This window comes from Burkholderia sp. KJ006 (assembly GCF_000262695.1).
In the GTDB taxonomy this organism is placed as follows: Bacteria; Pseudomonadota; Gammaproteobacteria; order Burkholderiales; family Burkholderiaceae; genus Burkholderia; species Burkholderia vietnamiensis.
Genome location: NC_017922.1, coordinates 24,899 through 50,369, shown reverse-complemented (window position 1 = coordinate 50,369; position 25,471 = coordinate 24,899). Strand labels below are relative to the sequence as shown.

The window sequence follows — 25,471 nt, the reverse complement described above, 5'->3', positions numbered from 1 at the left end:
AATGACAAAGCGAATCTAGAATCGTGATCGCTTTTACCATGTCCGGAGGAGATCAAGAGTATGGCGCCGCAGATGATTTCGCCCGGTTTCGTCGAGGATGCGCTCGAATGCCTGCACCGGCAACGCATCGCGGCCGAGCCGGTGCTGCGGGCGGCCGGACTCCCCGTTGCGGTGCGCGAACCCGTCACGCCGCAGCAGTACGGCCGGCTGTGGCTCGCGATCGCCAGCGCAATCGACGACGAATTCTTCGGGCTTGCGGCTCGACCGATGCGGCGCGGCAGCTTCACGTTGCTGTGTCACGCCGTGCTGGATGCCGGCACGCTGGAGAAGGCGCTACGGCGCGCGCTGCAGTTTCTGCGCGTGGTACTCGACGAGCCGCGCGGCGAGCTCGTCGTCGCCGACGGTCAGGCCCAGATCGTCCTCACGCAAGCAGGCACGCCCTATTCTGCGTTCGCTTACCGGACGTTCTGGCTGATACTGCTCGGGGTGGCGTGCTGGCTGATCGGGCGGCGGATTCCGCTGCAACGCATCGATTTTGCATGCCCGAGCCCGGACCAGCGCAGCGATTACCATCAATTCTTCGGTGTACCGGTGCATTTCGATCGCCCCGACAGCAGGCTTGCGTTCAATGCCGCGTATCTGTCGTTGCCGACGATCCGCTCCGCACAATCGCTGAAGACATTTTTGCGCGGCACACCGGGGAACTTGCTGGTCCGTTACCGGCACGATAGCGGCTGGGTCGCGAAGACACGTGCGCACCTGAAAGCGTTACCAGCCGCCGAGTGGCCGGACTTCGACACGCTGGCCGTGCGTCTCGGCACGACACCGGCGACGCTACGTCGGCGCTTGCGCAGCGAGGGTCAGAGTTTTGCGGCGATCAAGGACGAGTTGCGCAGTGCGCTGGCACAGTCGCTGCTGCGCGGACATAAGCTCAGTGTCGCGGAGATCGCAGCCGAACTCGGGTTCACCGAGCCGAGTGCGTTTCATCGCGCGTTCCGCAAATGGACGGGGACGAGTCCGGGGGCTTTCCGGCGCGATGTCAATGCGGCGCAGTTGGAGCGTGGAGGGGGTTGAGCCGATACGGTTGCGGCGCGGGCGTGTATTGTGGTTTGGCGCGTCAACGCTCGCTGCGCGGGACCGGCGGCGGATTTGGGAACGATTCTGGAATGGCGGTGTACTGTTGATTGGCGCCGGGGGTTCTTGTGGCGTGATGCTGCGCGGCGGATCGATGCTGTGCTGTGAGCGCGGCAAGCAGCTGACATATTCAATGTCGCGGTCGCGTCTCTCTTTTGGGGCGGCACCTCACATCGACCGCCGTGTGGCCGACGATGATGACACGCTTTCAAAGGCCGAATGACGTTGGCCGCGTAGCCGAGCTTCCGTAGCGCCTTATGGACGATGCAGCAAACCCCAACTTTTCAAGCTGATGCGAGGCCCGGACATGAATTCAGCTCGTGAAATCATTGAACCGTATGAAATCGCGCTCCGCGCGGCGATGCTGAGCAACGACGTCGACGCATTGGACACGCTGCTTGATGATGACCTGATTTTCACCATTCCGACGGGGCAGATCATTTCGAAACCCGACGACCTGGCCGCGCATCGCGCGAAGCTGTTGCGCGTGGACACGCTGGATCTCGTGGAGATGCGGGTACAGGCAATCGGCGAGATGATCGTCACCGCGACAACGGTCGTGCTTGCCGGTGATTTCGATGGCACGGCGTTCAGCGGCAGGTTCGCCTACACGCGGCTGTGGCGCCCAGTAGGAGATCGTTGGCGCGTGGCCGCCGGACATGCATCGCAGATATCGCCAGCTTGATGCATCGCGCGTTCCGGCGATGAGCAGTTCCGCGGCAGCGTGACGATCAGGGGATATGAGCCGACTCGTCGTGAACCTGGTGAGCAGCGTGGCTTCTAGCGAGTCCGTCCTGGGCACATCACCGAGCTATCGCAAACCGACTGGGTTCGTTCGATCCCGCCGATTCGAAAGCCGATGCACCTGGCCGAGTGCTCTTTCTGCCGCGCCAATGCAAAAACCCCCGCCTTTCGGGCGGGGGTTCCTGGCTTAGGGAGCCTGACGATTACCTACTTTCACACGGGAATCCGCACTATCATCGGCGTAGAGTCGTTTCACGGTCCTGTTCGGGATGGGAAGGGGTGGGACCGACTCGCTATGGTCATCAGGCAAAGAGGGTTGTTCTGCTGGCGTGGCCAACAGAACCAATCTTGGAAGAAGCAGTAATCTTGAGTTGTGTGTATCACACACGAGAATCCAACATGTCGCTCTGGATCGCGGCCAGTGCTTTCGCACGGCGCCGATCTACAAGGCAGACTTGTTATAGGATCAAGCCTTACGGGCAATTAGTATCAGTTAGCTGAACGCATTACTGCGCTTACACACCTGACCTATCAACGTCCTGGTCTCGAACGACCCTTCAAGGGGATCTAGTCCCCAGGGATATCTCATCTTAAGGCGAGTTTCCCGCTTAGATGCTTTCAGCGGTTATCTCTTCCGAACATAGCTACCCGGCGATGCCACTGGCGTGACAACCGGTACACCAGAGGTTCGTCCACTCCGGTCCTCTCGTACTAGGAGCAGCCCCCTTCAAATATCCAACGCCCACGGCAGATAGGGACCAAACTGTCTCACGACGTTTTAAACCCAGCTCACGTACCTCTTTAAATGGCGAACAGCCATACCCTTGGGACCGGCTACAGCCCCAGGATGAGATGAGCCGACATCGAGGTGCCAAACACCGCCGTCGATATGAACTCTTGGGCGGTATCAGCCTGTTATCCCCAGAGTACCTTTTATCCGTTGAGCGATGGCCCTTCCATACAGAACCACCGGATCACTATGACCTGCTTTCGCACCTGCTCGACTTGTCGGTCTCGCAGTTAAGCACGCTTATGCCATTGCACTATCAGCACGATTTCCGACCGTACCTAGCGTACCTTCGTACTCCTCCGTTACGCTTTGGGAGGAGACCGCCCCAGTCAAACTGCCTACCATGCACTGTCCCCGACCCGGATCACGGGCCAAGGTTAGAACCTCAAACAAACCAGGGTGGTATTTCAAGGACGGCTCCACCGAAACTAGCGTTCCGGTTTCATAGCCTCCCACCTATCCTACACAGATCGGTTCAAAGTCCAATGCAAAGCTACAGTAAAGGTTCATGGGGTCTTTCCGTCTAGCCGCGGGTAGATTGCATCATCACAAACACTTCAACTTCGCTGAGTCTCGGGAGGAGACAGTGTGGCCATCGTTACGCCATTCGTGCAGGTCGGAACTTACCCGACAAGGAATTTCGCTACCTTAGGACCGTTATAGTTACGGCCGCCGTTTACCGGGACTTCAATCAAGAGCTTGCACCCCATCATTTAATCTTCCGGCACCGGGCAGGCGTCACACCCTATACGTCCACTTTCGTGTTTGCAGAGTGCTGTGTTTTTATTAAACAGTCGCAGCCACCAGTTTATTGCAACCCCTTCACCCTCCTGGCGCAGGCCAGTCAAGCTACAAGGGCGTACCTTATCCCGAAGTTACGGTACCAATTTGCCGAGTTCCTTCTCCCGAGTTCTCTCAAGCGCCTTAGAATACTCATCTCGCCCACCTGTGTCGGTTTGCGGTACGGTCATCGTTAGACTGAAGCTTAGAGGCTTTTCTTGGAACCACTTCCAATTGCTTCGCTCCCGAAGGAGCTCGCGCCACACCCTTGAATTACGCACCCGGATTTGCCTAAGTGCCTTCTCCAATGCAGCGACCGGGACTTCCAACACCCGGACAACCTTCCGCGATCCGTCCCCCCATCGCATCTAACAATGGTGCAGGAATATTGACCTGCTTCCCATCAGCTACGCATTTCTGCCTCGCCTTAGGGGCCGACTCACCCTACGCCGATGAACGTTGCGTAGGAAACCTTGGGCTTACGGCGAGGGGGCCTTTCACCCCCTTTATCGCTACTCATGTCAGCATTCGCACTTCCGATACCTCCAGCACCCTTTACAAGGCACCTTCGCAGGCTTACGGAACGCTCTCCTACCATGCGAGCAAAGCTCGCATCCGCAGCTTCGGTATATAGCTTAGCCCCGTTACATCTTCCGCGCAGGACGACTCGATCAGTGAGCTATTACGCTTTCTTTAAAGGGTGGCTGCTTCTAAGCCAACCTCCTGACTGTTTTAGCCTTCCCACTTCGTTTCCCACTTAGCTATATTTGGGGACCTTAGCTGGCGGTCTGGGTTGTTTCCCTCTTGACACCGGACGTTAGCACCCGATGTCTGTCTCCCGTGATTGCACTCTTCGGTATTCGGAGTTTGCTATGGCGGGGTAATCTGCAATAGACCCCCCAACCATGACAGTGCTCTACCCCCGAAGGTGAGACACGAGGCACTACCTAAATAGTTTTCGGAGAGAACCAGCTATTTCCAGGTTTGTTTAGCCTTTCACCCCTATCCACAGCTCATCCCCTAACTTTTCAACGTTAGTGGGTTCGGACCTCCAGTACGTGTTACCGCACCTTCATCCTGGCCATGGATAGATCACCTGGTTTCGGGTCTACGCCCAGCAACTGAACGCCCTATTCGGACTCGCTTTCGCTACGCCTGCCCTATACGGTTAAGCTTGCTACTGAACGTAAGTCGCTGACCCATTATACAAAAGGTACGCCGTCACCCCTTGCGAGGCTCCGACTGTTTGTATGCATGCGGTTTCAGGATCTATTTCACTCCCCTCCCGGGGTTCTTTTCGCCTTTCCCTCACGGTACTGGTTCACTATCGGTCGATCACGAGTATTTAGCCTTGGAGGATGGTCCCCCCATCTTCAGACAGGATTTCACGTGTCCCGCCCTACTTGTCGCACACCTAGTTCTTTCATACTGTTTTCGCCTACAGGGCTATCACCTGCTATGGCCGCACTTTCCAGAGCGTTCGGCTAACAATACAAATAAAGAGTGCAAGGCTCATCCCATTTCGCTCGCCACTACTTTGGGAATCTCGGTTGATTTCTTTTCCTGCGGTTACTTAGATGTTTCAGTTCACCGCGTTCGCTTCTCTGGACCTATGTATTCAGTCCAGGATGACCCAAAAGGGCCGGGTTTCCCCATTCGGACATCTACGGATCAAAGCTCGTTTGCCAGCTCCCCGTAGCTTTTCGCAGGCTACCGCGTCCTTCATCGCCTGTGATCGCCAAGGCATCCACCACATGCACTTGTTCGCTTGACCCTATAACGAGTCTGTCTCATCGACAGTCGCTACAGGTTGAGTTCTCGCGTTGTGCCGTATTCCAATTGAGCCGAACATGAAGTTCGAATCATCTTGAGATACATCGATACAATCACAACCCGGATAGTTTTCACGTCCATCTCAAGACGCTTCCGCTATCCAAATTACTTACTTCTTCCAGATTGTTAAAGAACGACAGCCGATATGGTGTTACTCATATCACTCTGACTGGCTCAATCGCCAATGACAAAAGCTCGACGCGTCGAACGCTTGTCATTGAGGATTGGTGGAGGCAGACGGGATCGAACCGACGACCCCCTGCTTGCAAAGCAGGTGCTCTCCCAGCTGAGCTATGCCCCCATGAGTACAGATGCCTCAGGGTGTTACCGCCAGACAAATGGTGGGTCTGGTTGGATTCGAACCAACGACCCCCGCCTTATCAAGACGGTGCTCTAACCGACTGAGCTACAGACCCCTGAGTCTGTCTTTAAATTTACAGCCGATAAGCGTGAGCGCTCAATTTTGCGAGATAGCTCTGGAAAGGAGGTGATCCAGCCGCACCTTCCGATACGGCTACCTTGTTACGACTTCACCCCAGTCATGAATCCTACCGTGGTGACCGTCCTCCTTGCGGTTAGACTAGCCACTTCTGGTAAAACCCACTCCCATGGTGTGACGGGCGGTGTGTACAAGACCCGGGAACGTATTCACCGCGGCATGCTGATCCGCGATTACTAGCGATTCCAGCTTCATGCACTCGAGTTGCAGAGTGCAATCCGGACTACGATCGGTTTTCTGGGATTAGCTCCCCCTCGCGGGTTGGCAACCCTCTGTTCCGACCATTGTATGACGTGTGAAGCCCTACCCATAAGGGCCATGAGGACTTGACGTCATCCCCACCTTCCTCCGGTTTGTCACCGGCAGTCTCCTTAGAGTGCTCTTGCGTAGCAACTAAGGACAAGGGTTGCGCTCGTTGCGGGACTTAACCCAACATCTCACGACACGAGCTGACGACAGCCATGCAGCACCTGTGCGCCGGTTCTCTTTCGAGCACTCCCGAATCTCTTCAGGATTCCGACCATGTCAAGGGTAGGTAAGGTTTTTCGCGTTGCATCGAATTAATCCACATCATCCACCGCTTGTGCGGGTCCCCGTCAATTCCTTTGAGTTTTAATCTTGCGACCGTACTCCCCAGGCGGTCAACTTCACGCGTTAGCTACGTTACTAAGGAAATGAATCCCCAACAACTAGTTGACATCGTTTAGGGCGTGGACTACCAGGGTATCTAATCCTGTTTGCTCCCCACGCTTTCGTGCATGAGCGTCAGTATTGGCCCAGGGGGCTGCCTTCGCCATCGGTATTCCTCCACATCTCTACGCATTTCACTGCTACACGTGGAATTCTACCCCCCTCTGCCATACTCTAGCCTGCCAGTCACCAATGCAGTTCCCAGGTTGAGCCCGGGGATTTCACATCGGTCTTAGCAAACCGCCTGCGCACGCTTTACGCCCAGTAATTCCGATTAACGCTTGCACCCTACGTATTACCGCGGCTGCTGGCACGTAGTTAGCCGGTGCTTATTCTTCCGGTACCGTCATCCCCCGACTGTATTAGAGCCAAGGATTTCTTTCCGGACAAAAGTGCTTTACAACCCGAAGGCCTTCTTCACACACGCGGCATTGCTGGATCAGGCTTTCGCCCATTGTCCAAAATTCCCCACTGCTGCCTCCCGTAGGAGTCTGGGCCGTGTCTCAGTCCCAGTGTGGCTGGTCGTCCTCTCAGACCAGCTACTGATCGTCGCCTTGGTAGGCCTTTACCCCACCAACTAGCTAATCAGCCATCGGCCAACCCTATAGCGCGAGGCCCGAAGGTCCCCCGCTTTCATCCATAGATCGTATGCGGTATTAATCCGGCTTTCGCCGGGCTATCCCCCACTACAGGACATGTTCCGATGTATTACTCACCCGTTCGCCACTCGCCACCAGGTGCAAGCACCCGTGCTGCCGTTCGACTTGCATGTGTAAGGCATGCCGCCAGCGTTCAATCTGAGCCAGGATCAAACTCTTCAGTTTAAACCTGTTACTGTTTTCGGTTCCGTTAAGAACCGGTCGCTCACTCAAAGCTGACAGGTATATGAATCACTTCATAAACCTGACTTACTTTAGTGTGAGACTCTTGATACTTTCGCTTTCTGATCCGAAGATCAGCCCGCTTCCATCAAGCGCCCACACTTATCGGCTGTTAATTTTTAAAGAGCATTTCTGCGAGGAACTTCGTGTTTCTCAGCAGCGCTGCGTTTTCAGCAGCAGAGAAGCGAGATTATGAACCGTCTTTCTTCACTCGTCAACAACTTTTTGAACTGCTTCGTTGTGACGGTGAGGGGTTCAGCTTCGTGTGCGTTCGGGTCACTACAACCACCCCAACCGCACCGCTTCCCTTCTTCTCCCGCACCGCGTTTCCGGTAGCGCGAAAGAGGCGTGATTCTATGCACCCGCCTCTCGCAATGCAACCCCTTTATGAAAATATTTTGAAAAAGCCACCTGGGCTATCGCGTACAGCGGCTTCCGGTGTCGTGCTCATCACGCTCTATATATATCGCCGCACGAACGAGGTACCCGCCGGATAAGAGGAAGTCAGCGCCGCTATATCGAACAGCGGTCACGCCGCGATTCGACCACGCGCGGCATTTGACTCACGCCAGCCATCAGGCTGGGGCACAAACAACGACGTGCACGCCGTCGCGTATCATGCCGCGATCGAATAACGCACTCATACCGACGATGGACAGCACCACTCAATCCGGCGATGCCGATCTTCGCGACGAATATGCAGCCCTGCGCGAGCGCGCCGTCATGCTCGAAGAACAAGTGCCGCCGCTCCTGCAACGCATTTCGGACGTCCTGCCGCGAATCAGCGGCGAGTCGGAACTCGCGGACCAGCATCGCGAACGGCTCGTCGGCGCGCGCAACGCTGCGATGGTCTCGATCGAAAACTATCAGCAGGCGATCCCATTCCTGCAGACGGCCGACTCGATCATCGAACAGCTCGACAAGACGCCGGAGCGCGATGAGGACGTCGAGTGGCGCGAATCGCTGCTGCAGCGACTCGACGAACTGATCGACGTAGCGGTCGTGATGATCGACGATGCGCAAACGTATTTCGAGCAGGCAGACGCCTGCGATCTGTCCAACATACCGAAATCGATTCTCGAAGAATGAACGCCGCGGCCGGAAGGCAGACGACTCGCCTGCGCACGTCGCGCTTGCGGCCGCCCGCCACCATTTCCGCCATCAACGGCGATCGCTCGGCGCGGCTCCCGAAAAGGCTCACCTTGGCGCCGTGCGATCAGAGCCTCAACCGCACACCGCCGCGTCGCTACAGCGTATCGAGAACGATCGTCCGGTCGACCACCGGCACGCGGATATAGCCGCCCGCCGCATCCCCATACGCATGCGCGTTTCCATCGATCACGTATTGCGCGGTCAACGCGCAAAGCGTCGCATCGCGTGCGTCGACCGATCGAAGTGCGGTCACGTCGACCCCGAGCTGCATCAATAATTGCCGGCGCTGGTTGCGCTTCTGCTTCGCCGAGGCGATCGCCTTGCCGAGCAACGCGCACGTAATTGCATACGGGTAAGTCTCGAAGCTCATGCGCTCGCCCGCATACCGCGCGTCGGTGAGCAACGGATAGGTATCCGCCAGCGCGCGGTAAACGCGCTCTCCGATGAACATCCAGTCGAAGAAGCCCGACGCGCTCGCTACGGCCTGCTCGCGCGACGGCGTCGGAAAGCATGAAATCCGTTCGCGCGCGAGCGCCTGCTCGGCGGCCCGACGACCGCTTCCCGTCCACCAGATGCTCGGCGCGTCGACGCCGACGGCCACCACGTCATGCTCGATGCACAGCGCGGGCAGCGCCTCGGGTGCGATCCGCGCCGCGTGGTAGACGATCGCCGCGCCGCGCAGTATCACTAGATCGCATTGTTTCTTGTCGCCGCCCACGTCGACGCCCGCCACCGCGGGCAGCGATCGCGCGACGGATAGAAATCGGGCCGCCGGCATGGCCGCGTATCACTCGGCGGGCCGCGCGGCGTACGCGGCATCGAAGATCGCTTCCAGGCCGGGATGCACGCCGCGCATCCGGTCGACGACCGACTTCGCCCAGTCGAAATACGCGCGCTTGCGCTCGAGCGGCCAGTCGGCCGGCGGATGCCGTGCGATGTCGCGCACATTGCAGATCTTGTCGGCAAGCTTCACGAGCTTCGCGCGCCGGCTGATGCTGCCCGCATGCTCGACCTGCAGGCGCTTGCGCTCGTCTTTCGGCAACGACTTGTCGTCGCTGACTTCCATCACGATGTCCGCGACGTCCTTGCCGAACAGTCGCAGCAATTCCTGCTCGGTGGTCTCCGTATCCTCGATCGTGTCGTGCAGCACCGCTGCGACGAGCACGCGCTCGTCGTCGATGCCCGCTTCGTTGGCCAGCACGTCGGCGAGCGCGATCGGGTGATTGATGTACGGCGACGCGTCTTCGTCCTTGCGTCGCTGATTTCGGTGTTTGTCGGCCGCGAACGCGATGGCGGCTACCAGCTTGTTCATGTCGCTCCCTCGTGTGGCCGGCCCGCGACGAGCGGGCCGGCCGTCGGCATTTCGCAACCGCACATACTACCTGTCCGCAACGACCATTCCCACCTATCGGGTAGCGCGCCGCTCGCCATCACGCACCGGCCGCCTCGCGCTGCAACGCCACCACGTTCACCTGCACGCCGAACACGTCGCGCACGAGCGGCAGCAAGTGATCGTGGTGCGTGAGGAACAGCACCTGCGTGCGCGTCGACAGATCGCGCAGCGCCTCGAGCCCGGCCTTCGCACGCGTATCGTCGAAGTTGATGAACAGGTCGTCGGCAACGAACGGCAAGCCGGGCCGGCTGGCAAGCTGCAATTCGAGCGCTGCGATCCGCAGCGCGAGGAACAGCTGGTCGCGCGTGCCTTCGCTCAGGCCCGCGACGTCCACCGACGTGCCCTTCGTGCGCCGCGCATACAGCGCGGGCGGCGACCGTTCGGTGTCGACGGTGAGCCGCGCGAATTCGCCGAGCGTGAGCCCCGCGAAAATCTCGCCGGCGCGGCGCAGCATCGGCCCCTGCTTCTGGTCGCGATAGCGATCGATCGCCCACTTCAGCAGACGGCTCGCCGTAGCGGCTTCGAGATACTGCTCGGCCGCCTCGCCCATCGCCGCCAACGCCTCCTGCCGCTTCGCCTCGGCCAGCGCCGCGTTGGCCTGTCCGTCGATCGCGCCGAACGCCTGCTGCGCGACGACCTGTTGCTGGGCGAGCGCGTTCAGGCGCGCGCCGATGTCGCCGAGCGCCTGCTTCACTTCTTCGAGCTGCGCGGGCACGTCGGCGATGTCCTGCTCCTCGACTTCCGCCTCGATCGCCGACTGGGACAACCCATCGCCGTCGCGCACCAGCGCTTGCTTCGCGGCGTCCACGGCCTGTCGAAGCGCGCGATGCCGATCCGAGCGCTCGGCCAGCGGCAACGCCGCATCGATCGTCGCGACTGCCGCCAGCTGCAGCAGCGGCTGAACGCGTGCCTGCGCACCGGCCACCGCGGCGGCCGCATCGGCCACCTTGTCGTCGGCCTGCGTCACCGCCTCGTCGGCGCGATCGACGGCGCGTGCCGTTTCCCGTGCCGCCGCCAGCCGCACGGTCAACCGGCGCGCGACGTCCAGCCAGTCGTCGCTCGCCAGCCATGACGGCGCGAGCGCGCCCGCGAGCCGGCGCGCACCTGCCTCGAGCGCAGCGAGTTCAGCGCGGATCGCGGCCATCCGGTTGCGCGGCGCGTCGGCCGCAGCGAGTTCGGCCGTTACCGTCGTCGCGAGCCCGAGCGCACCTTCCGCGGCGGCCAGCGTGCCCGCGCTCGCGGAAAGCTGTGCGTCGGCAAGCGCCTCGAGCCATTGCGCGTGCCAGGCGTCATACGCGGTCTCGGCCTGGCCGACCCGCGAGCGCGCGGTCGCGCAGCCGCGGTCGGCTTCGCGCACGCGGTCCTCGAGGCTCTCCTTCTGCGCGAGCGTCTTTTCGGCCGTCTGCACGTATGTCTCCGCGATCGCGACGAGCGCCGCCAACCCGTCGGCGTCGTTGCCGCGGGATACGGCGCGCAGCGCCGAACGCAACGCGTGCTCGGTCGCGGTGCGCGCATCGCGGATCGTCGCGAGCTCGCGGCGCTGACGGTCGAGCTCCACCTGCGCGGCCAAAACCGAATCGCGCTTCGCGAGCCAGTCGCTCATCGCCGCGAGCGGCATGCCGGGTACGCCGGCCGCCGTCGCGAGTTCCGCCCACGCGCTGCGATGCGCGGCGAGCTCACGTTCGCGCTCGTCCATCGCCGCTTGCCGGCGCGTGAGCACCGCCCGCGCCGACTCGACCTGCTGACGCAGCGATTGCAGCGCGGCCGCCGCTTGCGTGGCGCCGAGCTGGGCGTCGACGAGTTCGTCGGCCAGGCGGATCGCATCGTCGATGGCCGGCGCACCGATGGCCAGGTCGACCGCGCCGTCGCGGACGTCGCCCCATGCGACGTCGCGGCGTGCGCGTGCGGCCAGCACCTCCGCGGTCGTGACGACCTTGTGCGTCTCCGCGAAATGCCGCTCCTGCAGTTCGAGCCGTTCGAGTTCTTCGCGCGCGCCGTCGCGTGCATCGCGCGCGGCTGCCGCCGCACTCGCGCGCTCGCTGGCTTCGTTCAGCAGCACGCCGAGCCGCGCGGCCGACGGCACATCGAGCACCCGCAGCGCATCGACCGGCCAGCGCCACTGGCCGAGCGCATCGAGCGCGTCGGCGAGCGTGCGTTCGGCGGCCGCGATGTCGCGTTCGAGCGCCTGTTCCCGCTGAGCGCTGCCGCGCAAACCCTGCGCATCGGCAAGCGCGGTGCGAAGTGCCTGCGGCACATCGACGGTGGACACGCGCGCCAGTTGTTCCTGCGCGTGCGCGAGTTCGCGCGTGCGCTCGTCGAGCGACTCGCGTGCGCCGCTCAGCGCCTGATGCAGCGCGCCGTGGTCGCGCAACAGGTTCGCGACCGTCTTCAGCGACAGCGCTGTCGGCAACGCCGCGCGCAGCGACGGCTCGTCGGTGGGCCAGCCGAGCTGCGCGGCGGCGGCCGCTGCCGCGGACAGATGCCGCTCGACGTCGGCGCCGAGCAGCAGCAGATCCTGTGCATGGTTCATGCAGGCGCCGCGCAAGCGGTCGAGCGCTTCGATGTCGCCGGCGAGCGCGAGCGCGTCGGCATCGGGAACGATCGCGTCGCGCGCTTGCCGTTTCGCGAGCAGGTCCGCGCGACGCTCTTCGAGCACCTTCTGCTCGGCAGCCAAATCGCCTTGCGCCTTCAGCAAGTCCGCGTACGCGCTGGGCGGCAGCTCGACGACGGCGCCCAGTTCCGCGAGCGCCGCTTCCTTGAAGGTCAATTCCTTCAGGTACGGCGCCAGCCGCCGCACGCGTTCGAGCTTCGAGCGCAGCGTTTCGAGACGACGCTGCTCGGCACGCGCCTGGTCGATCTCGTGCTCGATCGCGTCGCGCGCCTCCTTGCGCTCGACCCAGTCGCGCGTGCGCACCTGAACCGCCTTCAGTTCGCCGACCGCATCGTTGTATGAAGTCTCGGCCAGTGCGAACGCACTGCCGCTGCGTCGGGGCGCCCACAGCTCGGCCGCTCGCGCGTCGAGCTCCTCGCGCACGGGCCCGAGCGTGCCGACGCCGGCCGCCGACTCGAACAGCACCTGGCCGAGCTTGTCGGACGCATCGAGAATGCTCCGGCCGCCGTCGACGAGGCGCCCATGGTCGAGCCCGAACATCTGCTCGAAGAATTCGCGCGTCGCGCCGTCGAGAATCGCCGCGAGGTAATCGTCGGGCAGTTTGTCGTCGGCAGGCGTGCGCAACGAGCTGCGCCCGCGTGCGCGATGAAACGCGAGCATGCCTGCGTTGCCCTCCAGCACGCCGCCGATCCGCAGGTCGGGCGTCGCGTGCAGAAAGTCGAGCGGCGTCTGCAATTTCATTCCGAACAGCAATTCCGACACGGCGGTCCGGATCGTCGACTTGCCGGCTTCGTTCGGCCCGACGATCACGTGGAAATCCTGCGCGGCTGCCGGAAAGCGCAATGTTTCGTCGGTGAACTTGCCGTACCGGATCAGATCGAGTTGGCTGATGCGCATCGCTTATTCCCCCGTCGCGAGCCGCGCGAGCAACGCGGGACCGACCTGCTCGACGAGCGCCGTGAGTTCGCCGGCGCGCGCCATCGTCAGCAACGGCACCTCTTCCTTCACGTCGCTGCGCACCTTGCCGACGAACGGCTTGAGGTCGCGTTCGAGCAGCGCCAGGAAATCCGGATCGTGCGCGGCGTCGGCGAGGATCTGCTTCAGATCCTCGAGCGCTTCGAGCTGCTCCCGGTCGCCCTTCTGCTGCTCCGGCGCGGACGTCGCGAGCCGGACCTTCTCCAGCCACAGCCGATCGTTGCCGACGATGCCGATCTGGTTCAGCACCTCGGCGCGCAACTGCGGCGCCCGGCCGAAAAACAGACCGTGCGCCGGTGTGCGGCCGGTGACGGTGACGCGCACCGCACGCGGCACGTGTGCGTCGACGCTCAGCAGCGCGTCCAGCGACTGGCCGATTCTCTTCGACAGATCGGCGACGGTGAGGCACTCGGACGCGTCGACCGATACGGCTTCCCAGCGCAGCACGTCGAGATACAGACGCTCGACCTGCGTGCGGCCCTGTTCGACCGTCACGAGCACCGCGCCGCGGCGGCCCGTCTCGCGGATGTGGCGGCCCTGCAGGTTGCCGGGAAACACGATGGTTGAGGGCTCCGACCATTGCTGAAATTCATGCACATGACCGAGCGCCCAGTAGTCGTAGCCCTTCGCATGCAGCTCGGCGAGCGTGCACGGCGCATAGTTCGCGTGCGCGGCATAGCCTTCGAGCGCCGTGTGCAGCACGCCGATGTTGTAATGGCCGGGCACCGGGTCCGGATAGCCGATCGCGAGATTGTCGACGACAGCCTTGTCCTTGAAGCTCTGCCCGTGCAGCGCCACGTCGAATTCCGGCAGCCGGAAAGTTTCTGGCTTGCGGTGGCCGAACACCGTCACGTTGTCGGGCAACGTCAGTTTCTTCGTCATCTCGCTTTCGGCATCGTGATTGCCGCCGAGCACGAATGCGCGAATGCCTTCCTTGCGCAAGCGCCCCATCTGCTGCCCGAAGAAGATGCCGGTGTTGTGATCCTTCCAGTCGCCGTCGTAGAGGTCGCCCGCGATCACGAGGAAGGCGACTTCCTCTTCGATCGCTCGATCGACGAGTTGCCGCAACGCTTCGCGCGAGGCGTTGCGCAATTGCGCAGCCGGCGCGTCGGGATAGGCGCTCAGGCCGTGCAACGGGCTGTCGAGGTGAATGTCTGCCGCGTGGATGAACTTCACGAAGAATCCTCTGGTTCATGACGATGGGCGATGTCGCGGCGATTGCGCGCTGAACGAAGCTCGCACCGTCGATGGGGCGATGCGCGTCACAACCGCTGCGAGCGCGTCGCCCTGCGGGCGGGATGGTACCCGAAAGCCGGTGCGCGGCATGTGCCGGGCCCGGAACGCCGGCAAGCGCGTGGTGGCTCCGGCTCGATAAACGTGCCGGGCGAAGCATGGTAGACGCGATGCATCATGGCGTCGTGCGATGTTTCGCTGTCGACCGGCGAAGCTGCCCACACATTTGCGGCCCGCGCGGTGTTCGACGTGCGTCGCGGTGCAGCAAGGGGAAATCGGTGTGGAAGCCTAGCGGAGTCACGCGTCACGATGGTGATCGTTGTACCCGCTTTGCCCGCAGCGGCGAGCTTGCCTCGCTATTTAAGCATGGCGCGCTGGCGATCGGCATCCCGACGCGGACCGCCCGCGGCGAATCAATCGGCCTATGGTCAGCCGGATCTTTTGCGGAACGACTCGAACGACTAGATTCGCGTGCGAGCGCTGACGGCAGCGCCTATCTCCATAAAATGACGCAGCCCGGTCACATAGGTGACCGGGCTGCTTCCATCGAGTTCGATGGCTCTGCTCAATCGCGGCCCGAATCGAAGCGGGCCGCGTGTTCGCTCAAAGCGTTCTGCTTACAGCGCACCGCCTTGCGCCGACGCCGAGCCCTTCAATCCGACCGATGCGCCGCCCTGTACCGGGTTCGCCGCACCTTCGAGCGCTTCGCCGGCCTTTGCCTTCGCTTCGCCGGCGACGTCGCCGGCCGTCGAGACCGCACCTTGCGCGTGGCTCTTCGCGGAACTTGCGACGCGCTTCACGTGCGACTTGGTCGCATGCGCAGCCGATGTCGCCGCGTCCTTGGCCGAGCCGGCAGCCGAACCGACTGCGTGCGTCGCGCCATCGACCGCGTTGCCCGCGGCCGAGCCCACGCCGCTGACCGTGTTGCCGACGCCGTGCAGCGCCCCGCCGACGAGATTGCCCGCGCCCGCACCCGAGCCCGCCGCGTTCGCGCCGGCACCCGCCTGCACGCCCACGCCGCCGCCGAGCAACGGCGTCTGAACTTGTGCGCCAACGCCAGCGGAGCCCGCGGCGCCCGTCTGAGCCGTTTGTGCGAAGGCAGCCGATGCGATTGCCGTCAGCGCGGCGCCAAGCAGGATCGTACGAATCTTGTTCATGGTCATTCTCCCTAAAGACGTTGTTGCTGCGGGCCGCCTGTCGCGGCTTGTCGCATGCCTCGCCGCGACGTGCGGCAGGTGGAGCTAATGTAGCGATGCCAACGCCGAAAACCGCCGAATTGCGGCGACTGTTACTTCGGTTGCAAATGCTGACGATTGACTCACAGTGTTTGACAATCATGTCGGCGGGCCGCTGATCGGGCGGCCCGCAATCGCGGGCATGGGCGATTACGACGTGATGCCGTTGGCTGATAGCGAACCTCTCCGTTCACGTAGTGATCCGAAACATATGTGCAGCGCCACGGGTATGAAGTTGCGCGGCAAGCAACTGCCGTGAATCCGCTCGACGTCGATCGATACGCGTGAACGCATTGCACGTGCCGACGGCAACATTGCGGGCGGCACCGCATTACGGCTATAAATCAGGCATGGTCACGAATCGCTGGACTCACGACCCCGTCGGTGCGTTTCTCGCGTGGCAGCAAACGGCTGCCAGGGGAGCCGACCGTCGTCCGTTTGCGCCGCGATCGATCGTGCAGCACACAGCGATGTTCGAGCGGTTCTTGCGCCATCTCGTCGCGCATCGCGTGTCGCTCGCCACGTTCGGCGCCGATCACGTGGCGGCGTTTTTGAGCGAACTGGAGCGCAGCTGCGCGCCCGGCACGTCGACGCGCGTGCGCTACGCGAAGCTGATCGACAGACTGTGCCGACATCTCGTCGAAACCGATGTACGCACGATCCATCCGGCTGGCCGGACGACGCACAACGCAGGATGGCCGGACAGCGAACCCGAACCGTGCTATCTGCCGGCCGAAGCCGACACGGCGCTGCAGCGCTACGTGCAGCCGCGTCCCGGAGATACGCCCACCGCGTGCCGGAACCGCGCGATCGTTGCAGTGCTGCTCGGGACCGGTATCACGTCAGCCGAGATTCGCTCAGCGACGCGCCATGCGCTCGATCTCGACGCACGGCCACCGTCGATCAGCGTACCGCGCACGCATGCGAGGCCCGCGCGTACGATCCCGGTCGCGCCGTTTGCGGTTGCGCCGCTCGGCGCGTGGTGCGCGATGTCCATCGATGCGCCGGCCTCCACGTTGCTCTTTCCTGCTCCGCGAAGCGGCGCTGCGATGAACGACATGTTCCTGCTGATGGTCGTGCGCGACGCGTTGAAGGCGATCGGCTTTCACGCAACCGATCTCGGGCCGCGCGTACTGCGCAATACGTATGCGCGTCGCCAGTTGCTCGACGGCCGATCGCATGCCAATGTCAGCGCGCTGCTCGGCCTGAGCAGCGCAAGAACGGTCACGCGAATCGGCCGGACTCTCGCGCCCGACGCAGCGGCGGATCGCGCCGCGCACGAGCGGTGATCGGCGCGACACGCTCGACAGTGCGCAGCGGACGCTAGTCGCGTCGAGTGGTCTGGACCAGATGCAGAATGCGCCTGTCGTACGGCGACTGCATGACTTCCGCGATCCGCACGTCGGATGCGGCCGGATGCAGCGGATTCAGCAGAAAGTTGTGCGCATGCGGGACGACGACGCTCGGCACGCGCAGCAACGCGCTCGGTTGCGTCTGCAACCACTCGGTGCCGGCGCTGCGCGTCCAGTCGACGTTCTCACGCCAATCTGCGGGCGCGTCGCCTTCGGAAATCTCGGCAACGTCGACCGATTCAGACGCCTCGATGCGGAGAAGCTGGTATCCGCTGGGCAACTGCGCGACGGTGGCGATTTCGAAGTGAACGAGGGTCTCGAGCAGCGCAAGCGCCGGATGCTCGGCGAGGTAGACGACGGGCTGTCCGGCGAAGTGCCAGCGCCCGCCGGCCCGCAATCCGCCGACGCCTTTGAGGTCGGCGTAATTGCTGATCCGCCAGAGCGTCGTCAAGCGAAGTACCCTTCGTCGATCTGCGTAAGGAGTTCTTCGACGAGCCGCGCACCGTGCTCGGTGCTCGACATGTCGAGCGACGTGCGGCCGCCGAAGCGCTGAAGCCCGTTGCGCAGCCATGCCATCGCCTTGTCCGCATCGCCGAACGTGGCCATCGCCTGCGCGACGATCCGCGCGAGCCGGATCGCCTTGTCCGATTCCTCGGGTGACAGGCGCTCGTGCGCCTGGCGACGATGACTCAATGTGCGACGCGGGATGATGAACGCGAGTTCGTCGGATTTCAAACCACGCTCCGAGAGTCGATCAATCACCGCGACATCGACACGTGCGTTCGCCAGATCGGCGAGATCGGCTCCGGAGCGAACGCGAATCGCGAGCAACTGCTCCAGGATCGTAAATTCGGCCTGGCGCGGGTGGGCAATGCCCGATGGATGGAACGCGATCGTGCTCATGGGTGTGCTCCGGCAATTTGCCCAAACATTATAGGCGTTTTGCCGAAGGCTGGGGGCGGATGTTGCCGGGAGGAAGGGTTGTGCCGTTCGTTGACTACTGGCGCTGTCGCTGTATTTATGGCCGGGACCGGCCGGGAAGTGGCGGTTGGTTCGTTCAGTATATAAAGTCGAGCGAAACGTCATACGGTTGTCACGTGACAAATTTTCCGATGGTGTACCGTCGGTGCACGCCGGGCTGGCACGTCCGCAGGTTGGGGCGCAGCGAAGGTTCGCCGGTCATTCGCTGTCGAAATCCGGCCGTCGGTTTGGTCTTTACTGCGACCATGTCGCCGGATTCGTTCACGCAACCAAGTTGAAGGGCTGGCGATCTTCACTTTGGCAACACAGATTCGCACAGGACAGATGGCGAATTCCCCATAAGCGTCCAGAAGATGCCTCCGCTCGAAGACAGCGTGGTCGCATGCTCGCGCAGCATTGATATATACGGGTTCGCCGCGACTACGCGCCTGAAGCGGACTTGATCGAGCCTTCACGTGAATGATCTGCTGGGCGCGATGGTGCATCTGAACGTTCTGGCAGATCCATGAAGGTGCAACGGTGGACATGAGCCGCAAGGTAATGACTACCTAGTTTCGCTCTACAGTTAGCGTTCCTATTCGAACAAAAGATCTCCGGCGTCCGTCCGATGCCGCATCGCCATCAACTTAGTACAAACGCCCCCGCCCCCAACAAGCGGTATCTCCCTCCCACCGTTTACTCAGTTGCAACAATTATTCGCCGGAACGCGTATTTCCGACCAGTATCTCGCTCGCTACGATGCAATCCACCGCTTGACGCAACCAGCGAAGCGCGAAATCTACGAGAACCGGAGGTCACCATGAAGTCCTTTATCTACGCAGTTGCCGCTGCTACCGCGCTGTCCGCATCCGCTGCCGCGCTCGCGCAGTCGAATTCGTCCGGCCAGCTGACGCGCGAGCAAGTCCGCGCTGAACTGATCCAGCTCGAACAGGCCGGATACAAGCCCGAACTTTCAGACGCCCACTACCCGAACGCGCTGCAAGCTGCCCAGGCCCGTATGACGAACAACGACACAACGGGTTACGGTGCTCAGGCCGGTGCCGGTGTGCATGCGGGCCGGGTCGTTGCCATCAAGCAGGACGCTCGCGAGTCGATCTACTTCAGTCAATAAGCGCGACGCGCCGAGCCTGCGCGCCACCCCGCCGCCGTTCATCGAGGCGGGTATTGCATTCCCGCAGCTCCTATTTGCATGCAACGCGACACACGGACCGGCCGTCTTCGCGTCACGCAGCGTGCCTCCTTTTGCGCATAGAATGGCCGCGTGGTCGGCGCCGGCCGAAGCGAATGCAACCGAACCGCGAGTCTCCGGACACACTGCACTCGCTGGCCGCCCGATGCCGCATTCATCGCATTTCTCGCAAAGGAGCGGTTTCATGTCTCAAACATCCGGTTCCATGATCACGTTTCGCCGTCCGGACGGCCAGGAACTGCAAGGCTACTTGGCCACACCGGAAAAGACCGAAGGCGCGCCCGCGGTCGTCGTCATTCAGGAGTGGTGGGGCCTGAATGACCAGATCCGCGGTGTAGCCGATCGCCTCGCCCGCTGCGGCTACGTCGCGCTGGTGCCCGATCTGTACCGCGGCAAGTCGACCGTCGAGGAGGAAGAAGCGCACCACTTGATGACCGGGCTCGACTTCGGCGATGCAGCTTCGCAGGACATTCCGGGTGCAGTGCAATACCTGAAGACGCGCGCGTCGCGTGTGGCGGTCACCGGTTTCTGCATGGGCGGTGCGCTGACGTTGCTGTCGCTGCAGTTTGCCGATGCTGATGCCGGCGTCACGTGGTATGGCTTCCCGCCGCTCGACTACCTCGATGCGTCGAAGATCAAGGTGCCGTTGATGGGCCATTGGGGGACGCAGGACGACTTCTTCAAGATCGACCAGGTCGACGCGCTGGAGAAGAAGCTGACGGACGCGAACGTCGGCATCGAATTCCACCGCTATCTCGCGCACCATGCGTTTGCAAACGAGACGGCGGTCGGTCCGGGCCGCATCGGCGGTACGCAATTCGATCCGGTATGGTCGCAGATCGCATGGGATCGAACGCTGACGTTCTTCGGACGCACGCTCTGGAGCAAGTGATCCGCTGACCGGCGTTGCCGCTGCTGCGCTTGAAAACGAAACGCCACGGATCGACTCCGTGGCGTCGTCCGTTTACAGGGGTGCATGCGGGACCGCAGACCCGCCGTCCCGCATTACCCACCACCGCCTCATCGGCACGCTGGCCGAAATCGTTGACGCTCGACGCTACGCGTCGAAGCTGGCAGAGCGTCTTATACGATGGCGGCTCTAATCGCGGGCATCAACTTCGCAGAACATATCGCGAACGACACCATTTCCTGACCGTTGCAACTGTGGCGCACCAAACAACGCCACGTCAGCGCCAGATATCGCTCAGGACACGCAAGTCCCGCGCAGCGCCGCTTCGTCGGCCGCCAGCATTTCGGGAACGCACTCCCGCAGGAACTCGACGAACGTCCGGATCTTCGCATCGAGATACTGGCGCGATGCATAGAGCGTGTAGACGGTCAGCTTCTGCAGCCGATACTCCGGCAGCACGCGCACCAGCGCGCCGCTCGCCAATGCGGGCACTGCGGTCGACATCGGCAACGAGCCGATCCCGAGGCCCGCACGCAGCGCGGCGCCCAGTGCCTCGGCGATATTGACCTGGAAATCGGACGTCGGCAGCTCGAATGTTTCGCGTCCGTCGGGCCCGTCGAGATGCCAGCGATCGCGCGGAAATATCGGCGTGACGATCTGCAGGCAAGCATGCGATTCGAGATCGCGTACCGTGCGCGGCGTACCGTGCTCCTTCAGATACGCCGGCGCCGCGCACAGCACGCTGTGCACATCGCCTAGCCGCTGCGAGATCAGCCCTGAATCGGGCAGTTCCGTCGTGCTCAATTGCAGCGACACGTCGTAGCCTTCGTCGATGATATCGGGCACATGCTGCGACAGCGTGAGTTCCACCGCCACCGACGGATAGCGCTGCCGGTAGCGCACCACCGCCGGCACCAGGTACGCCTGACCGAAACTCGTCGTCGCGTGCACATGCAGGCGGCCGGAGGGTTTCACCTGGGCGTCTGCCGCCTCGGCCTCCGCTTCGTCGATATAGCCGAGAATGCGCTGGCAGCGATCGAGGTAACGCTGCCCCGCATCGGTCAACGCGATGCGGCGCGTGCTGCGGTTGAGCAGGCGCGTGCGCAGATGAGTTTCGAGTTGTGCGACCGAGCGCGACGCGTATGCAGTCGTGATGTCGAGCCGCTGGGCCGCGCTCGTAAAGCTGCCCTCCTCCGCCACCCGGACGAAAATGCGCATCATCTGTAACGTGTCCATCGGCCTGTCTCCGGGATTGAAATCGCGTCGCTGCAGCGCCCTCTCCGGCACGGCACGGGCTGGCGCGAATCGTGCGGAACAGTACCGCAGCAGTGCAGACGTGTCCAGCTTGCAGCAGGCACGCGCGGGGAACGCGGTTCGCGCGCGGCAACCGACGTCGACGACCAACCGTGAGCCGGCTCCGCAGCAGGTGGGCGCGCGGCGCGGCCATCACTTCACGCACGCCATGCAGCGTCGCACTCAGGCGCGTTCGAAGTCGAACGGATTGCTCAGCACGATCGTGTCATCGCGCTCGGCGCCGGTCGTGATCATCGACACCGGCGCGCCCGCGACCGCCTCGACCCGCTCGATGAAAGCCTGCGCGGCATGCGGTAATGCCGTACGCTCACGTACGCCTTTCACCGTGCCGTCCCAGCCGGCGAATTCCTCGTAGATGGGCCGGACGCGCAACTGCGCATCGAGGCTCGTCGGCAGGTGAGCGATGCGGGCGCCGTCGACTTCGTAGCCGACGCACAGCGCGATCGACTCGAAGCCGTCGAGCACATCGAGCTTCGTGAGCGCGAGCGAATCGATGCCGGATACGCAAACGGCCTGACGCAACTGCGCTGCGTCGAGCCATCCGCAACGACGTGGCCGGCCCGTGTTGACACCAAATTCCCGACCGCGGGCACGCAATCGCTCGCCGGTCGCGTCGCCGAGTTCGGTGAGGAACGGGCCGCCGCCGACCCGTGTCGCATAGGCCTTCGTCACGCCTAGCACGTGGCCGAGCTTCGACGCACCGAGGCCGGTGCCGGCCGCAGCCGCCGACGCAATCGTGCCGGACGAGGTCACGAACGGATAGGTTCCCCAGTCGATGTCGAGCATCACGGCCTGCGAACCTTCGAACAGGATGCGTTCGCCGCGCGCGTGAGCGTCGTTCAGTTCGGCCCATACGGGTCGCACGAACGGCAGGATCTTCGGCGCGAGCTCGACCAGCGTCGCCAGCATCGCGTCGCGCGAGCGTGGCGCGAGCCCGAGGCCGCGAAACCACGCGTTGTGGTGGTCGACCAGTACGTCGAGTTTGTCGGCAAGCCGGTCCGGTTCCGCGAGATCGGCGACGCGCAGCGCGCGGCGGCCGACCTTGTCCTCGTAGGCCGGCCCGATTCCCCGCAGCGTCGTGCCGATCGGCTCGCGTCGCAGGCGCTCCTGCGCCTCGTCGATTGCGCGGTGAATCGGCAGGACGAGTGTCGCGTTCTCCGCGATCGACAGATTGTCGGGCGTCACCGACACGCCGAGTTCGGCCATCCGCGCGATCTCGGCCAGCAGCGCCTCCGGATCGAGCGCCACGCCGTTACCGATCACGCCGCGCTTGCCGCGTACGATGCCGCTCGGCAGCAGTGCAAGCTTGTACGTTTTCCCGCCGACGACCAGCGTGTGCCCCGCGTTGTGGCCGCCGTTATAGCGTGCGACGAGATCCGCCTGCGCCGCGAGCCAGTCCACGACGCGGCCCTTGCCTTCGTCGCCCCATTGCGCGCCCACCACCACCACGTTCGGCATGGCCGATCCTCCATGTGATAAATCCAGACATATACGCCGGCCACCGGCCGCTTGAACGCAATAGTGGCGCAGTCCCGCTTGCGCGATCAAACGATTGAAACTGATAATTCGCGTGAGGAAATCTCACAGATCTGGATAAATGGCCCGGCGACTCCCACCGTTGAATTCATTGCGCGCATTCGAAGCCGCGGCGCGACTCGGCAGTTTCACGTCGGCCGCCGACGAACTGTGCGTGACGCACGGTGCAATCAGCCGCCATGTGCAGCAACTGGAGGCATGGCTCGGCCGGCCTCTATTCGTCCGGCACAATCGGCGCGTCGAGCTCACGGATGCGGGGCGCGCGTATCTCGCTGAAGTGGGCGCCGCGTTGGACCGGATCGCGCTCGCGACTGCGCAGCAATTCGGCGCGGGGCAGCAGCGCGTACTACGCGTCAACGCGCCGGCGACGTTCTCGCTGCGTTGGCTCGTGCCGAAGCTGTCGTCGTTCCAGGTTGCTCATCCAACCATCGAGGTGCGCCTGTCTACATCGAACGAGCCGATCGAGAAGTTGCGGGACAAGGTCGATCTGATCGTCCGAGGCGGCCCGCAGACGATCGACGGTTACGTCGCCGAGGAATTCCTGTCCGAAGTCCGGCTGCCGGTGTGCGCGCCGAAACTGCTCGACAGCCGGCAACTGCGCACACCGGCGGACCTTGCTGGCTTCACGCTGCTGCATGCGGCAACCTATCCCGGCATGTGGCCCGAGTGGCTCGCGGCGGCGGGCCATGCAGATCTGGTTCCGCGGCACTCGCTCACGCTCGAGCACTTCTATCTGACGCTGCAAGGTGCGCTCGACGGCCTCGGCGTCGCGATGGGGCCGATCGCGCTCGTCGCCGACGACATCGCCGAAGGGCGTTTGGTGCAGCCATTCAGCGAGCCGGCGCTGCCGGCGTGGCGCTACTTCACTTACGTGCCGACCGCGCGTGCGAAGGATGAATCCGTGCGCGCATTCACGGGTTGGTTGAAATCGGTGGGAAACGTGGTGCGCGCGGAAACGCGCAGCTGATCATGTCAGATGCACTGACTAAGTGAACCGTCTGGGAATAGGCGAATGGCGGTGTTGGCCGAAACGTACCCTGACGATCATTGCACCTCAATCACCAAGGACAACGAATCAATTCAGCTGTAGACGAACTCATATGATGACTGGATGACGCGCATTCATTTGTGCATGCGCGAGCGACAAACCCCGGTTCGAGCAGGGCTTGTCGCCAGATAACGCTTATTGGCTTGCGCCAGCCGCCTCGGCTGCTTTCTTCTGCGCGTTCTGCAGGTTCTGCGGATAGTTCGGATCGTTGGCTGCCGGCTTGTAACCAGCGGCTTCGAGCTTCTTCAGCTCAGCTGTGTTTTTCGCGCGTGCCGCCTTGCGTTCGGCCTTGCGTTTTGCGCGGGCAGCCTTGCGCGCCTCGTGCTTCGCGGCCTTGGCATCCGACGCGGTGGATGCGGCCGGTGCGCTGGCATCGGTCTGCGCGAATACCGGCGCGGTCGAGCCGAGGAGGAAAGCAGCCGCCGAAGCAGCCAGTGCGAGCTTTTTGATCTGGATTCGCATCACTGAACTCTCTTTTGTGATTGGTCACGGAGTGAAGTACATCGAGATACCGCCCCTGCCCCTGGTCGTCTTCATATTTCGAACAGGGCCCGAACATCATAACCGGGTTGCGGAAAAGGTGGCGCTATCGTCGCGACATTCGTCGGGATGTCGAGGAGACGCCACAATCGTGGTTGCCGTCAGCGTGTGTCGGCGATCTTAGGCTTCGACGTCGCGACGAGCGTGTGGCCGGCCCGATGCGTTTCCGCCATACGATGCGCTTCAAGTTCCGATGCTCCGTTTTGGTGCTTCGCTCACCGCCACCTCGGGAATAGCGTCACGCGCGTAGCGCGATGTGGGGGCCGGTCAAGTGTGGGTTTGTCATCGACGTCGATGGCTGTGCGGGCGGACTCTCCGCCGCGCCGTTATTCGGTGTCGTTCCGTTTTATATCCATTCATTTGCCCCATAAACGACCACGGTGTGTCCGGGATAGGTACGCGGCGCTGCGTCTGACACTCCCATACGCGGTGGACGATTGGTCACCCAACGCCAGGGTATCCGGTGACCTGTCTGCGCGCTTCGTCGGGATGCATCAGGTGTTGGGGCCGCTATGGCGTCGAGGTCGACGGCACAGTTTGAAGGTTCGATCGGCATCTCGCCCGCATGTCCTGGCTGTGGTCGCGCTTTTAATAGCCGCGACTCAGTGCTGGGTCAGCGCAACCTGGCGCGTTGTTCACGCCACTATGGCC

At 62.6% G+C, this 25,471-nt stretch carries 18 protein-coding genes, 2 tRNA genes and 3 rRNA genes; 8 read left to right on the top strand and 15 right to left on the bottom strand.

The window, feature by feature from the left end; genetic code table 11:
• Positions 1 to 60: 60 nt before the first annotated feature.
• Positions 61 to 1,074, top strand: coding sequence for an AraC family transcriptional regulator (locus MYA_RS24410; protein WP_014725520.1), 1,014 nt, complete (start codon positions 61 to 63; stop codon positions 1,072 to 1,074).
• Between the two features lie 367 nt (positions 1,075 to 1,441).
• Complete coding sequence (locus tag MYA_RS24405) at positions 1,442 to 1,819, top strand: nuclear transport factor 2 family protein (protein ID WP_014725519.1); 378 nt, start codon at positions 1,442 to 1,444, stop codon at positions 1,817 to 1,819.
• Between the two features lie 253 nt (positions 1,820 to 2,072).
• On the opposite strand, the gene rrf is transcribed toward MYA_RS24405, so the two are convergent.
• The 5 genes from rrf to MYA_RS24380 all read right to left on the bottom strand — a co-directional run bounded on the left by rrf (position 2,073) and on the right by MYA_RS24380 (position 7,294).
• Positions 2,073 to 2,185: ribosomal RNA gene (gene rrf, locus MYA_RS24400) — 5S ribosomal RNA — on the bottom strand.
• 155 nt (positions 2,186 to 2,340) lie between these two features.
• A 23S ribosomal RNA gene (locus MYA_RS24395) occupies positions 2,341 to 5,222 on the bottom strand.
• A gap of 284 nt (positions 5,223 to 5,506) precedes the next feature.
• Positions 5,507 to 5,582 (bottom strand) — tRNA-Ala (locus MYA_RS24390).
• A 38-nt stretch (positions 5,583 to 5,620) separates the two neighbouring features.
• Positions 5,621 to 5,697 (bottom strand) — tRNA-Ile (locus tag MYA_RS24385).
• 64 nt (positions 5,698 to 5,761) lie between these two features.
• Positions 5,762 to 7,294 (bottom strand): 16S ribosomal RNA (locus MYA_RS24380).
• The 16S, 23S and 5S rRNA genes sit together here with 2 tRNA genes alongside, the layout of an rRNA operon.
• 675 nt (positions 7,295 to 7,969) lie before the next feature.
• Here MYA_RS24380 and MYA_RS24375 point away from each other — a divergent pair.
• Positions 7,970 to 8,440 (top strand): ATPase, encoded by a 471-nt coding sequence (locus MYA_RS24375; RefSeq protein ID WP_041494336.1) that lies wholly within the window; start codon positions 7,970 to 7,972, stop codon positions 8,438 to 8,440.
• Between the two features lie 157 nt (positions 8,441 to 8,597).
• Here the strand turns inward: MYA_RS24375 and MYA_RS24370 are convergent, their stop codons facing one another.
• The 5 genes from MYA_RS24370 to MYA_RS24350 form a co-directional block, all read right to left on the bottom strand.
• The gene (locus tag MYA_RS24370) at positions 8,598 to 9,281 is read right to left on the bottom strand and encodes a DUF429 domain-containing protein (protein WP_014725517.1); all 684 of its coding nucleotides are present in this window, start codon (positions 9,279 to 9,281) and stop codon (positions 8,598 to 8,600) included.
• A 9-nt stretch (positions 9,282 to 9,290) separates the two neighbouring features.
• The gene (locus MYA_RS24365) at positions 9,291 to 9,815 is read right to left on the bottom strand and encodes an HD domain-containing protein (protein ID WP_014725516.1); all 525 of its coding nucleotides are present in this window, start codon (positions 9,813 to 9,815) and stop codon (positions 9,291 to 9,293) included.
• Between the two features lie 118 nt (positions 9,816 to 9,933).
• Complete coding sequence (locus tag MYA_RS24360; protein WP_014725515.1) at positions 9,934 to 13,404, bottom strand: ATP-binding protein; 3,471 nt, start codon at positions 13,402 to 13,404, stop codon at positions 9,934 to 9,936.
• A 3-nt stretch (positions 13,405 to 13,407) separates the two neighbouring features.
• Positions 13,408 to 14,658, bottom strand: coding sequence for a metallophosphoesterase family protein (locus MYA_RS24355; RefSeq protein WP_014725514.1), 1,251 nt, complete (start codon positions 14,656 to 14,658; stop codon positions 13,408 to 13,410).
• 674 nt (positions 14,659 to 15,332) lie between these two features.
• The gene (locus MYA_RS24350) at positions 15,333 to 15,872 is read right to left on the bottom strand and encodes a hypothetical protein (RefSeq protein WP_014725513.1); all 540 of its coding nucleotides are present in this window, start codon (positions 15,870 to 15,872) and stop codon (positions 15,333 to 15,335) included.
• A gap of 166 nt (positions 15,873 to 16,038) precedes the next feature.
• Between MYA_RS24350 and MYA_RS31765 the strand changes: the two genes are divergently transcribed.
• A complete protein-coding gene (locus MYA_RS31765) occupies positions 16,039 to 16,209 on the top strand; it encodes a hypothetical protein (protein ID WP_155624560.1) in 171 nt (56 codons plus the stop codon).
• 91 nt (positions 16,210 to 16,300) lie between these two features.
• Entirely contained in the window at positions 16,301 to 17,239 is a 939-nt protein-coding gene (locus MYA_RS24345; protein WP_041494335.1) for a tyrosine-type recombinase/integrase, read from the top strand.
• A gap of 34 nt (positions 17,240 to 17,273) precedes the next feature.
• Here the strand turns inward: MYA_RS24345 and MYA_RS24340 are convergent, their stop codons facing one another.
• Together MYA_RS24340 and parS are read right to left on the bottom strand one after the other, a co-directional pair.
• Positions 17,274 to 17,753, bottom strand: a complete 480-nt coding sequence (locus tag MYA_RS24340) for an RES family NAD+ phosphorylase (RefSeq protein WP_011879651.1) — start codon at positions 17,751 to 17,753, stop codon at positions 17,274 to 17,276.
• Positions 17,750 to 18,205, bottom strand: coding sequence for a type II RES/Xre toxin-antitoxin system antitoxin (parS, locus tag MYA_RS24335; protein ID WP_014725511.1), 456 nt, complete (start codon positions 18,203 to 18,205; stop codon positions 17,750 to 17,752). The genes MYA_RS24340 and parS overlap by 4 nt, the downstream gene beginning before the upstream one ends.
• Before the next feature lie 877 nt (positions 18,206 to 19,082).
• Here parS and MYA_RS24330 point away from each other — a divergent pair.
• Both MYA_RS24330 and MYA_RS24325 read left to right on the top strand, forming a co-directional pair.
• The gene (locus tag MYA_RS24330) at positions 19,083 to 19,394 is read left to right on the top strand and encodes a DUF4148 domain-containing protein (RefSeq protein ID WP_014725510.1); all 312 of its coding nucleotides are present in this window, start codon (positions 19,083 to 19,085) and stop codon (positions 19,392 to 19,394) included.
• Positions 19,395 to 19,656: 262 nt separating this feature from the next.
• The gene (locus MYA_RS24325; RefSeq protein WP_041494334.1) at positions 19,657 to 20,364 is read left to right on the top strand and encodes a dienelactone hydrolase family protein; all 708 of its coding nucleotides are present in this window, start codon (positions 19,657 to 19,659) and stop codon (positions 20,362 to 20,364) included.
• Positions 20,365 to 20,676: 312 nt separating this feature from the next.
• On the opposite strand, the gene MYA_RS24320 is transcribed toward MYA_RS24325, so the two are convergent.
• Both MYA_RS24320 and MYA_RS24315 read right to left on the bottom strand, forming a co-directional pair.
• Complete coding sequence (locus MYA_RS24320; protein WP_014725508.1) at positions 20,677 to 21,618, bottom strand: LysR family transcriptional regulator; 942 nt, start codon at positions 21,616 to 21,618, stop codon at positions 20,677 to 20,679.
• Between the two features lie 240 nt (positions 21,619 to 21,858).
• Entirely contained in the window at positions 21,859 to 23,154 is a 1,296-nt protein-coding gene (locus MYA_RS24315; RefSeq protein ID WP_014725507.1) for an adenylosuccinate synthase, read from the bottom strand.
• Between the two features lie 139 nt (positions 23,155 to 23,293).
• Here MYA_RS24315 and gcvA point away from each other — a divergent pair, with 139 nt between their 5' ends.
• Positions 23,294 to 24,199: a transcriptional regulator GcvA gene (gcvA, locus tag MYA_RS24310; RefSeq protein WP_041494333.1), complete on the top strand. Its 906-nt coding sequence runs from the start codon at positions 23,294 to 23,296 to the stop codon at positions 24,197 to 24,199.
• 216 nt (positions 24,200 to 24,415) lie between these two features.
• Here gcvA and MYA_RS24305 read toward each other — a convergent pair whose 3' ends face one another.
• Positions 24,416 to 24,742: a hypothetical protein gene (locus MYA_RS24305; RefSeq protein WP_011879644.1), complete on the bottom strand. Its 327-nt coding sequence runs from the start codon at positions 24,740 to 24,742 to the stop codon at positions 24,416 to 24,418.
• Between the last annotated feature and the right edge of the window lie 729 nt (positions 24,743 to 25,471).